This is a genomic window from Aeromonas sp. 602396 (genome assembly GCF_049173735.1).
Taxonomy (GTDB): domain Bacteria; phylum Pseudomonadota; class Gammaproteobacteria; order Enterobacterales; family Aeromonadaceae; genus Aeromonas; species Aeromonas veronii_A.
This window is the reverse complement of sequence record NZ_JAAKSD010000001.1, coordinates 379,512-393,596: the sequence shown is the minus strand read 5'-3', so window position 1 is coordinate 393,596 and position 14,085 is coordinate 379,512. Positions and strand designations below refer to the sequence as shown.

The window sequence follows — 14,085 nt, the reverse complement described above, 5'->3', positions numbered from 1 at the left end:
TTACGTCTTTCGGGCAAAAGATGGCACAGTGTAACGAGAAGCCGCCGTTTCGGCAGCACCCCCGAGCCATTTGTTCCTGGTTCCCTCTGAATCACCTCAAGGAGTTCCCATGCAACCCTGGCAACCTCTGCTCGATTTCTGGTTTGGCGACGAAGCCGATGACGTTCTGCGGGCCACACGGCAAGCCCCCCTCTGGTGGGGAAAAAGCAGCGAAACGGATGCCCTGCTGGCCAGCCGCTTTGGCGAGCTGGCGGAGGCGGCAGCCAAGGGCAGTCTCGCCCACTGGGCCGATCTCTCCAGCGGTCGGCTGGCGCTGATCCTGCTGCTCGACCAGCTGCCGCGCAATATTCATCGCGGCACGCCTGCGGCCTTTACCCAGGATCCGCTGGCACGGGATCTCTGCCTGAAAGGGCTGTCCATCGGGGCTGACAAATCCCTCTCGCCACTGGAGCGGGTCTTCTTCTATCTGCCGCTGGAGCATGCCGAATCCCGCGAACAACAGGCCAGAAGTGTGGCGCTGTTCGAGGCACTCGCTGCCGAGCAGGCTGGCACACCGGCGCAGGCGACCTTTGCCGGATTTGCCGACTTTGCCCGCCGCCATCAGGTGATCATCGAACGCTTTGGCCGCTTCCCCCACCGCAACGACATACTCGGTCGCACCAGCACACCGGAAGAGGCGGCATTTTTGCAGCAACCGGGCTCAGGCTTCTAAGCAGGTCATATAAAAAATCCCCGCCAGCTGGCTGGCGGGGATAGCAGATGGATAACAACTCTCGGCGTTACTGAATGCGATAACGGGATATCTGCTGGTGGATGCTCTCTGTGGTGACATTGAGCTCCTCGGCGGCGGCTGAGGTCTCTTCCGCTGTGCTGCTGGTTTGCTGCACGACCTGAGCAATCTGCTCTACCTGATGAGCGATCGACTCGGCGGCCGAACTCTGCTCGCGGATGGCATTGGTGATCTCGCCCACCTGCTCCATCACCCGGTGCGACGCACTGCGGATCTCGGCAATAATGGCGCCACTCTCGGTCGCCATGTTGACCCCCTGGCTCACCTTCTCCTCCACCAGATGCATGCGGGAGACCGTATTGTTCGACTCCTGCTGGATCGCCTCTACAGTGGCAGATATCTCCTGAGTGGATTGGGCTGTGCGCTCAGCCAGTTTGCGCACTTCATCTGCCACCACCGCAAAGCCACGGCCGGACTCCCCGGCCCTCGCCGCCTCAATGGCCGCGTTCAAGGCCAGCAAGTTGGTCTGCCCCGCCACATCACGGATCACGTTGACCACACCGCCAATGCGCGAAATGCCCTCACCCAGCGCAATGACCTCGGCCGAGGCCTGCCGAATGGAGTCGGCGATCTCGTTGATGGCATGAACGGTACGATCTATGGTTCTGCTTCCTTCGCTAGCCAGCTGCCCTGACTCATTGGTGATACGGCTCGTCTCCTGGGTACGCTGGGAGATATCTGTGATGCTGACAGTCATCTCTTCCACACCGGCGGCGATCAGACTGGTAGCATCATTGGCCTGACTGGCCGAGCTGGCGAGGTGCTGCGCCGCTTGAGAGAGGGATTCGGCAGTGCTCTTGATCTGCAAGCTGCCGACGGAAAATTCGGTAAATGTCTGTTGCAGCGTATCGAGCAACCGGTTGACCGCATTGAGGGTCAGACCAATCTCATCCTGCTGTTTCACATCCGCTCTGAGGGTAAAGTTGAGGTCGCGCTGGATCCGGGTCAGGGTATCCATGGCGGTGCGAAGAGGATTGGCCACCTGATTGAACAACCAGACAAACAGCCCCATCGTCAGCACAATGGTGCCACCGGCGATAAACAGCAGGGTTTGCAGGCTGTTGTCGTAGTTCTCCTGGCCCTGCTTCTTGAGCGCCAGTCCCAAATCCATATTGAAGTTGACGTGAAGCTCGATTGCCTTGGCAAACTGCTGGAACACTCTGGTGGCTTCTCCCGCCAGCATGTCTCGCGCTTCATCGTTCTTGTTTTGTCTGGAGAGCTGCAGAACCTTGTCTATCTCCTGATAATATTGCGCGACAATACGTTGATCATCGTCGGTCAGGCGCCGATCTTCATCATTGGAGAGCATCTCAGCTTTGTATTTGTCGAGCAGTGAAGTGATCTGTCCCTGTATCTCGGTGATACCCGTTTCGATCTGCTGCATCTTGCCGGTGTCGGTATTGAGCACATGTGTCTGCACCAGCGAGTGCAATTCATAGAAATCGGCCTGCACTTCCTTAATCAGCGAAATACTGGGCACCGTATTGTCCGTCACATAGCCTAAATCCCGGTTGGCCGAATCGAGGCGGTTGATACTGAACCAACTGAGAAAAATGAGCGTCAGCATCACCAGCAGCGCGATCAGTTGCAGTCGACGAGCAATATTCATAACCGTACACTCCAGATGAAAACTATCTAGCAGTGTAGACGAGCCATAAACAACAACGGCCCGCATTGGCGGGCCGTTGTTGTTTATTTTTCATGGCGTTGTGATCAGGCTTTGGCTGGCTCACTCTCGCCCAGCGCGACGGTTTCACCCAGACTGTCTTCGGTCTTGGCCACCACGCTGGCGGCGATGGCGTTGCCCAGCACGTTGGTGGCAGAGCGGCCCATGTCGAGGAAGTGATCGATCCCCAGCAGCAGCAGGATGCCCGCTTCCGGAATATGGAATTGGTTCAGGGTGGCGGCAATCACCACCAGAGAGGCGCGCGGTACCCCGGCCATCCCCTTGGAGGTGACCATCAGCAGCAGCAGCATGGTGATCTGCTGGGCCATGGAGAGCTCGATTCCATACGCTTGGGCAATGAACATCACCGCGAAGGTGCAGTACATCATTGAGCCGTCGAGGTTGAAGGAGTAACCCATCGGCAGCACGAAGCTGGCAATGCGCTTGTCACAACCGAACTTCTCCAGACGATCCAGGGTCTTCGGATAGGCGGCTTCAGAGCTGGCGGTCGAGAAGGCGAGCAGGATGGGTTCGCGGATCATCGCCAGCAGCTTGATGACACGACCACGCAGGAAGACGCTGCCCATGGCGATCAGCAGCAGCCAGAGGCAGGCCAGCGCGATGTAGAACTGGGCCATAAAGCTGCCGTAGGTAACCAGAATACCCAGCCCCTCTTTGGCCACCATGGCGGCGATGGCGCCAAATACCGCGAACGGCGCAAAGTTCATCACGTAACCGGTCACTTTCAGCATGATCTCGGCAGCGCTGGCCATCAGCACCACCACCGGCTTGGCCAGATCGCCGAGCGCAGCGGCGGCCAGACCGAAGAAGAGTGAGAAGACCACGATCTGCAGGATCTCGTTGGTGGCCATTGCCTCTACCACGCTTTTGGGGATGGCGTGGGTCACGAAATCTTTCAGGGTAATGGCACCGGCAGCAATGCCCGAGCTGGCGGTGTCATTGGGCAGGGAGAGCGAAAGCCCCACACCCGGCTGCATCAGGGTCACCATCACCAGACCCAGGCTCAGGGACATCAGGGAGGCCAGCATAAACCAGCCGAGGGTCTTGGCACCGATACGCCCCACGGTGCGGGTGTCGCCCATCTTGGCGATACCGACCACCAGGGTGGTGAAGACCAGGGGAGCGATGATCATCTTGATCAGTCGCAGGAAGATATCGGTCAGGATCGTGATGTTATTGGCAAAATCCGCAGCCTGATCTGCGGCAAACATCCGATAGCCCTGGCCGGTGAGGATGCCAAACATCATGGAGATGAGGATGGCGACCGTCAGTTTATTCATTTTCATGGGGGAGTCCCGGTTTTGATTGGTGCAAGCCGTAAACGGTGGCATGGGAGCCACAACAGTCCGTTTTTGTGATCCGAGCCGTTGATTCCTGGCGGCTGGTATGCTGGGAGAATGCCTAAAAGCAGGGGGTAAATCTAGAGGCTTTCTCCAGAATTTTATCCTGCCATTAGGTGTATGTGATATAGATCTTGCAAACCACCAATATTAATCACTGTTTATTTTGATTTCAGCGAGATATTTCGCATCCAGAGTTCGCTCATCGAGTGCCCGTGGCAACAGGCGAAAAGTGAGCAGCGCCGAGATGGTATGCTGCACCTGCATCTGGGCCATAAAGAGATCCGGCTCATCCTCGTCAAAGCCGAAGATCGGCCGTGATGGGGTCACCCTGACGGCATCGCGGTTAATGGTCAGCTCATCGACCTTGAGCCAGGAGTAACCCTCTGCCAGTGCCAGCTCCCCTGCCCGCTTGAGCACATATTTGCGGGCGGTCTCCCTGTCCACCAGATCGTTGCCGACAAACTCCAGCTGCCACTTGTCCGGGCCAAGCCGGGTCTGGGAAAAACCGGTCTGGCCGTTCCAGAATGACTTTTCACTCTGGTAAGGGGTGGCGCAGCCCACCAGCAGCAGGGTGAGAATCAGCAGACAACAGGGTTTAGATACGGATGCAGACACGAGAGGCCTCGCCAGGCAAATGAGCAACAGAGTTGTTACTACACCATAAAGCGCGGTGACTGCACAATCTGCTCACGCCAGCAGCGACCAGCGTGCATCACCACAGGCTTCACGCCTGTGCGGCGAATCGCAGGCAAAAGAAAAGGCCTTGTCGTTTGACAAGGCCTTTACCGGGGAATTTGGTCGGTGTGAGAGGATTCGAACCTCCGACCCTCTACACCCCATGCAGATGCGCTACCTGGCTGCGCTACACACCGACGGAGTCAGCTCGGCTGACGGGGGCAGAGTTTATGGAGATGACCCCGCCCTGTCAACAGGGAAACGCCGCCAATTCCTCGGCCACGGTGCGTTCGCCTGCTTTGCGAACAATCAGCGGTTAAAGGTCAGCCGCTTGCCCAGGATCTGGTCAGTCACCTGCCCGTTTTGCCAGGCGATCTGGCCATTCACCAGCGTCATCTCCACCGTGCTGTGGAAGCGGTAGCCGTTGAAGGGTGACCAGCCACAGTGGTAGAGGATGTTGTCGTCGTTGACCACATAGGGCTTGCCCAGATCCAACAGCACCAGATCGGCGAAGTAGCCCTCGCGGATATAACCGCGATCCTGCACCTGGAAGCGCTCGGCTACCGCGTGGGAGGTCTTCTTGACGATAGTCTCCAGGGTAAACACGCCGTTGTGGTAGAGCTCCAGCAGCGCCTGCAAAGAGTGCTGCACCAGCGGTACGCCGGACGGCGCCTTGAAGTAGCTGTTCTGCTTCTCTTCCCAGGTGTGGGGCGCGTGGTCGGTGGCGATGATGTCGAGCACGTCGTTGCGTACCGCATCCAGCAGTGCCTGCTGGTCGGCGGCACTCTTCACCGCAGGGTTGCACTTGATCAGGCTGCCCTGGGTCTCGTAATCGGCTTCATTGAAGAAGAGGTGGTGAACGCACACCTCGGCGGTGATGTTCTTGTCCTTCAGCTCGCTCAGGTCGTGGCTGGCGGTAAACAGCGACAGCTCCTTGGCCGAGGTCAGATGCAGCACATGCAGCTTGGCACCGTATTTTTTCGCCAGCGCCACCGCCATGCTGGAGGATTTGTAGCACGCCTCGTCACTGCGAATGCGGCCGTGCTCGCCCATCGGCACATTCTCGCCCCACTTGGCTCGCGCCGCCTCTTCGGCCTTGGCGATGGTCGGGGTGTCTTCGCAGTGGGTGACGATCATCACCGGACTTTCGCGGAAGATGGCCGCCAGGGTCTCCTGATTGTCCACCAGCATGTTGCCGGTCGAGGAGCCCATAAACACCTTGACCCCGCAGGACTGCTTGGGGTCGAGACGCTTGATCTCTGCAAGGTTGTCGTTGGTGGCGCCGAGATAGAAGCTGTAGTTGGCGACGGAGGAGTTGGCGGCGATCTGGTATTTGGCTTCGAGGGCGTCGAGGGTGGTGGTCTGGGGATTGACGTTGGGCATTTCCATGAAACTGGTGGTGCCACCGGCGACGGCGGCGCGGGATTCGCTGGCGATGGTCCCCTTGTGGGTCAATCCCGGCTCCCGGAAGTGGACCTGATCATCGATCATTCCGGGGATGAGGTGGCGACCTGCCGCATCGATAACCAGCGCATCGGGCGCCTCGATATCCGGGGCAATGCGGGTAATCCGTTCCCCCTCGATCAACACATCGGAGGCATAGATGCGGCCTTCGTTGACCAGGGTGGCATTTTTGATAAGCAGTTTGTTCATGGGGGGTTCCAGTTCCTTTGCCGATAATCGCGGGTCATAATAGCGCAAAACTGCCCTTTCTCTGTAGCAAGGCCTGACTGATGAAGTTATTTGTAAGAGATTTGACCGTGATCGACTCCAGCTACCTCTGCGAACGCCGCGGCATGGTGGGCGAGAGCTGGCTGGTAGATATCGAAATGAGCGGTGAGCTCAACGAAATGAGCATGCTGCTGGACTTTGGCCGGGTAAAGAAGCTGATCAAGTCGAGCATCGATGAAGAGGTGGACCACAAGCTGCTGGTGCCGACCGAGTGCCCGCTGATCCACGTCGAGACACTGGATGGTGACGAAAGCACAGTGGATCTGCTGCGCCCGGGTCGCTCCATCCATCTGCGCTGCCCATCCCAGGGCTTTGCCTTTATCCCTGCCCCGCAAGTTGATAAAGAGTCGGTGACCCGCTACCTGCTGGCGGTGCTGGCCAAACGGCTGCCGGGCAACATCAAGGATCTGTCGCTGACCCTGCGTCAGGAGGCGATCACCGGTGCCTTCTACCACTACAGCCACGGCCTGAAAAAGCACGATGGCAACTGCCAGCGCATCGCCCACGGCCACCGCTCTCCCATCGAGATCCACATCGATGGCGAGCGCGACCAGGAGCTTGAGCTCAACTGGGCCGAGCGCTGGGGCGATATCTACCTCGGCACCGAGGAGGACAAGGTGGCGCTGACCGAGCTCGCTTTGAGCCCTCGCGCCAATGCCCAGCTTGGCGAGCATCACACCGGCTTCAAATATATGGCGCCGCAAGGGCTGTTCCAGCTGGCCATCCCCACCGCCGAGGTAGAGATGATCGACACCGACACCACAGTCGAGCTGCTGGCCTGCTACATCGCCCGCGAAGTGAAGAAGATGGTGGGCGACAAGTTCGTCAAGATTGTCGCCTATGAAGGGGTCGGCAAGGGCGCCATTGCCTACGCCTGATCCCCTTGTCACGGCCGCAATAAAGAGAAGGCCCCGCATCTGCGGGGCCTTGTTGTTTCAACTCTCGACCATCAGGCGCTCAGGCGGAAGCGCTTGACCAGGCTCTCCTGCTGCTCGGCAAGGGAGTCCAGCTGCTGGCTGGTCTCGGCTACCCGCTCAATCCCCTGATAGTTGAGATCCGAGATATCGGAGATGCGGTTGAGGTTGGTGGCGATATCGGCGCTGGTGGCCTGCTGCTGCTCGGCGGCAGAGGCGATCTGGCTCGACATGTCGCTGATCAGCACCACAATCCCCTGCACTTCCTCCATGGCGTTGTTGGCGTGAGAGCTCTGATCCACGCAACTGTCCATCTCGCGAGAGCACTCCTGCATCACGGTCACCGCCTTGGCTACCCCCTGCTGCAGGTTCTCGATCATGGTCTGGATTTCGCTGGTGGACTGGGCGGTGCGGCCCGCCAGACTGCGCACCTCATCCGCCACCACCGCAAATCCGCGCCCCTGCTCGCCGGCCCGCGCCGCTTCGATAGCGGCGTTGAGGGCCAGCAGATTGGTCTGCTCGGCGATGCCGCGAATGACATCGAGGATATTGCCGATCTGGCTGCTCATGGCGCTCACATCACCAATCACCTTGCCGGTCTGTTGCAGTTTGCCCGCCAGTTGATGAGTGGTGGTGATATTGCCTGCCATCACCTTGCGTCCCATCTCGGAGGCCTTCTCCACATCCTGCACCCGCTCCAGTGTCTGGTTGGCAGCCTGCGCCACCTCCCGCACCGAGGCCTCCATCTGGGTCATTGCGGCGGCGACCGAGGCGGTCTCCTGCCGCTGTTTCTCCAGATCCGCCCGCACCGATTCGGTGGTGCGACGGTTGCCGTGGGCGGCATCGTTAAGCTGGGCCGATGCTTGTGAAAGCTGCGCCAGTACCTCCCCCATCTGGGCGATCAGCAGGTTGATCTGGCTGCCCAGCTGACCAAATTCATTCTTGCTCTGAAAACCGATGCGCTGAGTCATGTCACCCTGGGTTACTTCGGTCAGCACCAGCAGCAACTCCCTGAGCGGACGGCGAATGGCCTTGCCCAGGGTATAAGCCACCAGCATGGCAATCAGGATGGCGACTACGATGCTGGCTCCCTGAGTCAGGGTGCTCTGGCTCTGTGCGGCTTTGGCATGCTGAATGCTCTGGTTCATCAGTTGCTGGCTCTGAGAGGTGACCCGCTCAAGCCGATCCTGAATTGCCACGATGAGCGCACTCGCCTGCTTGCTCTTCTCCCGCATCTGCTCCTGCTGTTGCATCAGCGTCAGATACTGGGCGAGTACACCTTCATTACCGGTCGTATCGCGCACGAAACCGTGGACGTAGTGACCCATGTTGTTGTCGAAATCCTTGAGCTCACCCTGCAGATCCTTGATGGTGCTGTTGAACCCCTCCATCTGCATCCTGTTGCGCTTGAGCGCGGCTTCAATGGGGGCCGGAATGCTCTGATTGAGGGCATCCATGGTGGAGAGTTCGATAGCGGAGAGCTTGGTGGTCAGGGTCTCGGAGAGCATCTTGATGAAGCTGTCGTCGATGGTGATCATCATGTCCCCCAGACTCTTCTTGAACTGGGGCAAGCTGACCTGAAACTGCCCCTTGGCCAGATTGACCTTGTGCAATCGGGTGAGCAGCGCCTCGTGTTCGCCCGGCAGGGTATCGGTCAGTTGCAGGTAGCTGTCGACCTGCTGGCTCAGAGTGCCCATCTCCCCTTGCAGTTCGGGGTGGTGGGCGACCTGCTGGCGCAAGGCATCGAGGCTCTTGCCCACCGCGGCCTTGGCCTGTTTCAGTTCGGCCACTTCGGCAGGCAGCTGTTTGGGGTCCTGCTCGGTGAGCACATCCCCCAGCCACTTGTTGGCACTGAGCAGGGTGATCTGGGTCTGGCTGCTGGCAATCACCAGCGGCATAGACTGCCGGGTCACCTGTTCCAGCGCTCCCCCCAGAGTATTCTGACTACGAAATGTGAGTAGTGAACTGGCCACCATCACGGCCACCAGGATCGCGAAGCCAAGGTAGACTCGCTGCAAGATGGAGAGATCCGACATTGTTTGTTTCATTATTGTCCCGCTGTATATGCAAAAGTCCCTTGCCTGAGTACCCCGTCCTTTTGATACCCTGCAGACCCCTGAACAGGCGCTGCAGATGACGTCCCTCTGGCTATCGGTATTCTTAACAATAACTGAAGGGAATGGGACATCAGCTGTGTCAAATCTCGGCTTGTGTCACACTTGACGCGCTGCTCGCCTTCTTTCGGGAGCCGCTTGGGATGCAAGTTCAATTTTCTTTTTCATATAAGGGAGTTAGCCATGGCGCAAGAAACCATTTTCAGCAAAATCATCCGTAAAGAGATCCCTGCCGACATCCTTTATCAAGACGATCTGGTCACCGCATTCCGGGATATCCAGCCCAAGGCCAAGACCCATATCCTGATCATCCCGAATGTGCTGATCCCCACCGTCAATGACGTGGAAGCCGAACATGAACTGGCCCTTGGCCGGATGTTCACCGTGGCCCGCAAGCTGGCAAGCGATGCGGGCATCGCCGAAGATGGCTACCGCCTCATTATGAACTGCAACCGCCACGGCGGGCAGGAGGTCTACCACATCCACATGCATCTGGTCGGCGGCGAGCCGTTGGGACCGCTGCTCAGCCTGTAATGAATCGCAACGCCTCAACCTGCCGCAGCGCCCTGTTGCTCTGCGGCGCCCTGCTGTTGCTGGGGGGCTGCGCCTCCCGCTGGCAAGACATGTTCGTCTCCTACTCCGATCAGATGGTGCCGCTGCGCAACCAGCTGCTGCTGGGCCATGCCGCCGAAGCGCTGCCCGAGGTGCGCGACTCCACCCTCGGCGATGACACCTTTATCCTCGATCGCCTTGAAGAGGGGCGCATCGCCTGGCTGGCGGGTCAGGATGCGGGCAGCAAGCAGGCGTTCACCGCCGCCGACAGCCGCCTTCAGTGGGAAGACAATCAGGCCGAATACCGGCTGAGCCACGGTCTGGATCAGGTGGGCAGTCTGCTCACTAACGATCAGTCGATGGCCTATCGTACTCCCGATTACGAACGCACCATGCTGCATCACTATCTGGCACTCAACTATCTGCAACGGGGTGATGCCAATGGCGCCCTGGTGGAGGTGCGTCGGGCCAATCAGGTGCAGGAACAGGCCCTGAAACGGCGAGCCGATGAGGTGCGCAAGGCGAAGGATGAGAGCGAAGAGGTCGAAGCAGAAGGCGAGATGCGCCAGCTGATGTCGCGCGGCGCACCGGATCTCGACCGGTTGATCGGCAAGGTCAAAAACGGTTTTCAGAACGCCTACACCTTCTATTTTTCCGCCGTGCTCTATGAGGCGGCCGGGGATCTCAACGATGCCTGGGTCGACTATCAGCGCGGCTACCAGATAGCGCCGGACAACCGCAGCCTGCAAGATGCCTTGCTGCGTCTGGCGCGGCTGCGTGGCTCACCGGACGAGATCCGCGAGACCGAGAAAAAGATAGGCCGCAAAGCGCCGCCGCTTGCAAAAGATCAAGGCCAGCTGGTGGTGCTGTTTGAAGATGGTTTGATCCCGGCACGGCGCGAACTGTTCCTGCCGCTCCCCATCTCCACCTCCCGCGGCGATTTTCGCACCTTTACCGTCGCCATCCCCTATTACGATAATCGGGCCAGCGACACCGGCCCGCTGACGGTGGAAGTCGGCAAGCGGGTCGAGCAGACCAGCGAGCTGGTCAGGCTGGAAGCGCTGGCCGCCAAAGATCTGCAGGAGCGGCTGCCCGGCATGCTGACCCGCCAGGCGCTGCGACTGGTGGCCAAGGAGCAGATGCGCCGCACCGCCGCCAAAGAGGGAGGGGATGTGGGCAATATTCTGGTGGGGATCTTCAACACCCTCTCGGAGCGGGCCGATACCCGCAGTTGGCTGACGCTGCCAGCGCAGGCATCGAGCTGGCAGGGGATGGTGCCGGCAGGTGAAATCAATCTCACCCTGGGCGCGGGGGCAGCGCAGCGGCAATTGCCGCTCACCATCCACAAGGGCCGCATAACCCTGGTCTGGGTACAGCGCCTCGGCGCCGGTCTGACCACCAGGGTGATGCCGCTCTGAGCAGACGGCGAAGAGAGATGAGCAAGACAATTAACCGGGCAGGCACACTCGCGGCCCCACTCACCCCGATTAAGGAGAGCAAGATGAAAGCATACGGGTTGGCCCTCGGGCTCGCGCTGCTGCTGACCGGCTGCGCCACCAACACCTCCGGCGTGGCGCTCTATGGCCCGGCGGGCGGTGCACCAGTGGCAGAGCAGCATCAAAACGTCAACGTCACCCTGACCGAGCTGAGCCGCCGCCAGCAAAATGGCCTGCTGCAGGTCAATGTGGCCGCTGCCAGCACCCAGCGCAGCGATAACAAGCTGCAATATATCTTCTATTGGTATGATGAGGCCGGTCAGGAGGTCGCCAGCGATGGCCGCGGCTGGACCCCCATCAAGCTGCATGGCTATCAGACCCGCACCCTCTCGGCCCTGGCGCCCAGCCCGGCGGCGCAAGGTTACCGGATTTACGTACGCGAAGTGATTGAGGAATCCTACTGATGAAAATGAATCATGCCCTGCTGATCCTGACCTCTGCATTGCTCTTGGGCGGCTGCTCCAGCACTACCGTCAGCTATGGCGATCCCACTGAAACCGAAACCGTCACCGTCGATTACGGCTCAAGCGACCTGCAGGCCATCGCCGACAAGATGGCGGACTCCATGCTCGCCTCCCCTGCCACCAGCGAGATCACCGCAGGCGGTCGTCCGGTGATGTTTATGGACTCTATCCGCAACAAGACCTCCGAGCACATCGATACCGAAGCCATCACCGACACCATCCGCACCAAGCTGCTGCGGGCCGGCAAGTTCCGCTTCGTCGACATGAGCAAGGTGGCCGCCGTCAAGCAGCAGCTCGAATACCAGCAGAGCAGCGGCATGGTGGATCCTGCCTCCATGGTGCGGCTTGGCAAGCAGACTGGTGCCCGCTACATGGTCTATGGCAACCTCGCCAGCATCGTCAAGGACAATGGCAAGGTGAAGGATGTCTACTACCAGATGACCATGAACCTGATGGACCTGCAAAACGGCGAACTGCTATGGGCCGATCAGAAAGAGATCCGCAAACAGGCGAAGAAATCCACCTTTGGCTGGTAACAGGCTCCTGGTGACAGGCAACTGTGATCCGCTACTGGCCAGCCTGCCCGCCCCCTGGCGGGAGGGGCAGTTGGAACCACTCGGGTTAGGCCTGACCAACTGCAACTATCGACTGCGCCTCCCCTCGGGGCGCAGTTACTTTTTGCGTCAAGGGCACCCCGATCCGCTGCGCCTTGGCATCGACCGCTCCACCGAGTGGCAGCTTTATCAGGGGGCGATGGCCGAAGGGCTGGCGCTGCCTTGCCACTATGGCGATCCCGCCAGCGGTCTGATGCTGCTCGAATGGTGCGATGAGCCAAACTGGGTGCTCGCGGCACCACCGGAAGCCGATCAGCCCCGTCTGCTGGCTGAGGTGCTGCGCAAGCTCCATCGCCTGCCGCTGCCTGAGGTGGTGATGGCGGTGCGAGCCCACGCCGCGGGCTATCGCGCCCGACTGGCCCACATTCCCTCCTGGCTGCCCGCCCTGGAGCGGGGCTTGCTCGCCAGCAGTGAGCCAAATGATTGCTGGCGCCCTTGCCACCATGATCTCAATCCGGCTAACTTGTTGGGAAGCAAACCCTGGGTCATCGACTGGGAGTATGGCGCGGCAGGTCACCCCGGCTTTGAGCTCGCCAGCATCCAGCGCACCCATGAGTGGCCCGCCGAGCGGCGCGACGAGCTGGAAGCGCACTATCTGCAGGCCCTGCCGCGCCACCAGTGGCCCGATTTTCAGAGCGAGGCATTTTTACCCTGGGTCGACTATATCGGCCTGCTCTGGGCCCTGCTGATGACAGAGCAACAGCCCTCACTCGACTATGACACCCTGATCGCCATCAACCGGCAACGACTGGAGTAACAGATGATAAACAAGGTGCGCTGGCACAAGCCGAAAACCTGGGGTCTGCTGCTGATCGGCCTGCTGCTGACCGGCTGCTCCACCCGGGTGATCTACTACTGGCTCGATACCGCCATCATCTGGCAGCTGGATGACTACTTTGCCCTCTCCTATTCGCAGAAGGATCTGCTCAGCCGCGAAGTGAAGGGGCTGATGGCTTGGCACCGCCAGCACGAGCTGCCGCGCTACGCCAGGGATCTCGATGCACTGGCCAAGGCGGTGGCCAGCCCCATGACGCCGGAGCAGATCTCGACCAACCTAGATGCGGTGCAGCAGAGCCTGACCCGCACGCTGGAAAACACTATCCCCCGTGCCGTCAGGCTGGCGCGCACCCTGACCGACGAGCAGGTGGCCCGCTTTATGACCGATCGGGTCAAGCGGCAACAGGAACGGCAAAAGGACTTTGCCACTGAGCCCAAAGAGCAGATGCTGGCGGAGTTTCGCGACAAGATGAACAAGCGGCTCGAGTTCTGGATTGGTGAGGTGAAACCGGCACAGGCGCCACTGGTGGCCCAGTGGGCCGAATGGCAATACGAGCTAATGCCCCCCTGGCTCGAGTTTCAGGAGTCCTGGACCCAGGAGCTGGACAGGCTGATGAAGCAGCGCCAGAGTCCCGACTTTACCCGCGAGCTGACTGACCTGCTGGCCGAAGGGGATGGGCTGATGGATGGCCGCTTTACCGGCTATACCGAACAGTCGCGCCAGCGTACCGTCAACTGGCTGAGCGCCATGAGCCAGTCGCTGGATATCTCCCAGCGGGCCCATCTCTACTCCCTGCTCAAGGGCTACGCCCGCGACTTCAAGCAGATGAGCGGCAGCTGACGAGCGGCACCGAATGGTGCCATGCGCCCGGGGCAACCTTGTTCAAACCGGGCGCGTGTGGTAGTTTGTCCTTTCTATTTATCGGGA

At 59.8% G+C, this 14,085-nt stretch carries 13 protein-coding genes and 1 tRNA gene; 8 read left to right on the top strand and 6 right to left on the bottom strand.

From position 1 onward, the window contains the following. The first annotated feature begins 109 nt into the window (after positions 1–109). On the top strand, positions 110–712 hold the full coding sequence (locus tag G5229_RS01740; RefSeq protein WP_421208190.1) for a DUF924 family protein: 603 nt from the start codon (positions 110–112) through the stop codon (positions 710–712). Between the two features lie 67 nt (positions 713–779). Here the strand turns inward: G5229_RS01740 and G5229_RS01735 are convergent, their stop codons facing one another. From G5229_RS01735 to G5229_RS01715, 5 genes are all read right to left on the bottom strand, one after another. After that, a complete protein-coding gene (locus G5229_RS01735; protein ID WP_216979041.1) occupies positions 780–2,399 on the bottom strand; it encodes a methyl-accepting chemotaxis protein in 1,620 nt (539 codons plus the stop codon). A gap of 104 nt (positions 2,400–2,503) precedes the next feature. After that, positions 2,504–3,763 carry a dicarboxylate/amino acid:cation symporter gene (locus G5229_RS01730; RefSeq protein WP_005334018.1) on the bottom strand — a complete coding sequence of 420 codons (1,260 nt, stop codon included), beginning with the start codon at positions 3,761–3,763 and terminating at the stop codon, positions 2,504–2,506. A gap of 204 nt (positions 3,764–3,967) precedes the next feature. After that, positions 3,968–4,435 (bottom strand): CC0125/CC1285 family lipoprotein, encoded by a 468-nt coding sequence (locus G5229_RS01725; protein ID WP_421208188.1) that lies wholly within the window; start codon positions 4,433–4,435, stop codon positions 3,968–3,970. 180 nt (positions 4,436–4,615) lie between these two features. After that, a tRNA-Pro gene (locus G5229_RS01720) sits at positions 4,616–4,692 on the bottom strand. Positions 4,693–4,804: 112 nt separating this feature from the next. Next, a complete protein-coding gene (locus tag G5229_RS01715; RefSeq protein WP_227340808.1) occupies positions 4,805–6,148 on the bottom strand; it encodes a dihydroorotase in 1,344 nt (447 codons plus the stop codon). Between the two features lie 80 nt (positions 6,149–6,228). Here G5229_RS01715 and G5229_RS01710 point away from each other — a divergent pair, with 80 nt between their 5' ends. Beyond that, positions 6,229–7,104: a 6-carboxytetrahydropterin synthase gene (locus G5229_RS01710; RefSeq protein WP_421208186.1), complete on the top strand. Its 876-nt coding sequence runs from the start codon at positions 6,229–6,231 to the stop codon at positions 7,102–7,104. Positions 7,105–7,175: 71 nt separating this feature from the next. On the opposite strand, the gene G5229_RS01705 is transcribed toward G5229_RS01710, so the two are convergent. Continuing rightward, the gene (locus tag G5229_RS01705; protein ID WP_421204682.1) at positions 7,176–9,188 is read right to left on the bottom strand and encodes a methyl-accepting chemotaxis protein; all 2,013 of its coding nucleotides are present in this window, start codon (positions 9,186–9,188) and stop codon (positions 7,176–7,178) included. A 249-nt stretch (positions 9,189–9,437) separates the two neighbouring features. On the opposite strand from G5229_RS01705, the gene hinT reads away from it, so the two are divergent. The 6 genes from hinT (at position 9,438) to G5229_RS01675 (ending at position 13,998) form a co-directional block, all read left to right on the top strand. Beyond that, positions 9,438–9,788 (top strand): purine nucleoside phosphoramidase, encoded by a 351-nt coding sequence (hinT, locus tag G5229_RS01700; protein WP_167558071.1) that lies wholly within the window; start codon positions 9,438–9,440, stop codon positions 9,786–9,788. Further along, complete coding sequence (locus G5229_RS01695) at positions 9,788–11,224, top strand: COG3014 family protein (RefSeq protein ID WP_421208184.1); 1,437 nt, start codon at positions 9,788–9,790, stop codon at positions 11,222–11,224. The genes hinT and G5229_RS01695 overlap by 1 nt, the downstream gene beginning before the upstream one ends. Positions 11,225–11,307: 83 nt before the next feature. Next, complete coding sequence (locus G5229_RS01690) at positions 11,308–11,706, top strand: YcfL family protein (protein WP_231719680.1); 399 nt, start codon at positions 11,308–11,310, stop codon at positions 11,704–11,706. Continuing rightward, positions 11,706–12,302, top strand: coding sequence for a penicillin-binding protein activator LpoB (gene lpoB, locus G5229_RS01685; RefSeq protein WP_005334041.1), 597 nt, complete (start codon positions 11,706–11,708; stop codon positions 12,300–12,302). The genes G5229_RS01690 and lpoB overlap by 1 nt, the downstream gene beginning before the upstream one ends. A gap of 10 nt (positions 12,303–12,312) precedes the next feature. Further along, entirely contained in the window at positions 12,313–13,137 is an 825-nt protein-coding gene (locus G5229_RS01680; RefSeq protein ID WP_421204680.1) for a phosphotransferase, read from the top strand. A gap of 3 nt (positions 13,138–13,140) precedes the next feature. Further along, positions 13,141–13,998 carry a DUF6279 family lipoprotein gene (locus G5229_RS01675; RefSeq protein ID WP_005361577.1) on the top strand — a complete coding sequence of 286 codons (858 nt, stop codon included), beginning with the start codon at positions 13,141–13,143 and terminating at the stop codon, positions 13,996–13,998. The last annotated feature ends 87 nt before the right edge of the window (positions 13,999–14,085 follow it).

What these genes read in the sequence shown, in the direction of transcription:
- G5229_RS01690 (WP_231719680.1), top strand. Translation starts at nt 11,308, where the DNA reads ATGAAAGCATACGGGTTGGCCCTCGGGCTCGCGCTGCTGCTGACCGGC.
- G5229_RS01675 (WP_005361577.1), top strand. Translation starts at nt 13,141, where the DNA reads ATGATAAACAAGGTGCGCTGGCACAAGCCGAAAACCTGGGGTCTGCTG.
- G5229_RS01695 (WP_421208184.1), top strand. Translation starts at nt 9,788, where the DNA reads ATGAATCGCAACGCCTCAACCTGCCGCAGCGCCCTGTTGCTCTGCGGC.
- G5229_RS01710 (WP_421208186.1), top strand. Translation starts at nt 6,229, where the DNA reads ATGAAGTTATTTGTAAGAGATTTGACCGTGATCGACTCCAGCTACCTC.
- hinT (WP_167558071.1), top strand. Translation starts at nt 9,438, where the DNA reads ATGGCGCAAGAAACCATTTTCAGCAAAATCATCCGTAAAGAGATCCCT.
- G5229_RS01730 (WP_005334018.1), bottom strand. Translation starts at nt 3,763, where the DNA reads ATGAAAATGAATAAACTGACGGTCGCCATCCTCATCTCCATGATGTTT.
- G5229_RS01705 (WP_421204682.1), bottom strand. Translation starts at nt 9,188, where the DNA reads ATGAAACAAACAATGTCGGATCTCTCCATCTTGCAGCGAGTCTACCTT.
- lpoB (WP_005334041.1), top strand. Translation starts at nt 11,706, where the DNA reads ATGAAAATGAATCATGCCCTGCTGATCCTGACCTCTGCATTGCTCTTG.
- G5229_RS01715 (WP_227340808.1), bottom strand. Translation starts at nt 6,148, where the DNA reads ATGAACAAACTGCTTATCAAAAATGCCACCCTGGTCAACGAAGGCCGC.
- G5229_RS01735 (WP_216979041.1), bottom strand. Translation starts at nt 2,399, where the DNA reads ATGAATATTGCTCGTCGACTGCAACTGATCGCGCTGCTGGTGATGCTG.
- G5229_RS01740 (WP_421208190.1), top strand. Translation starts at nt 110, where the DNA reads ATGCAACCCTGGCAACCTCTGCTCGATTTCTGGTTTGGCGACGAAGCC.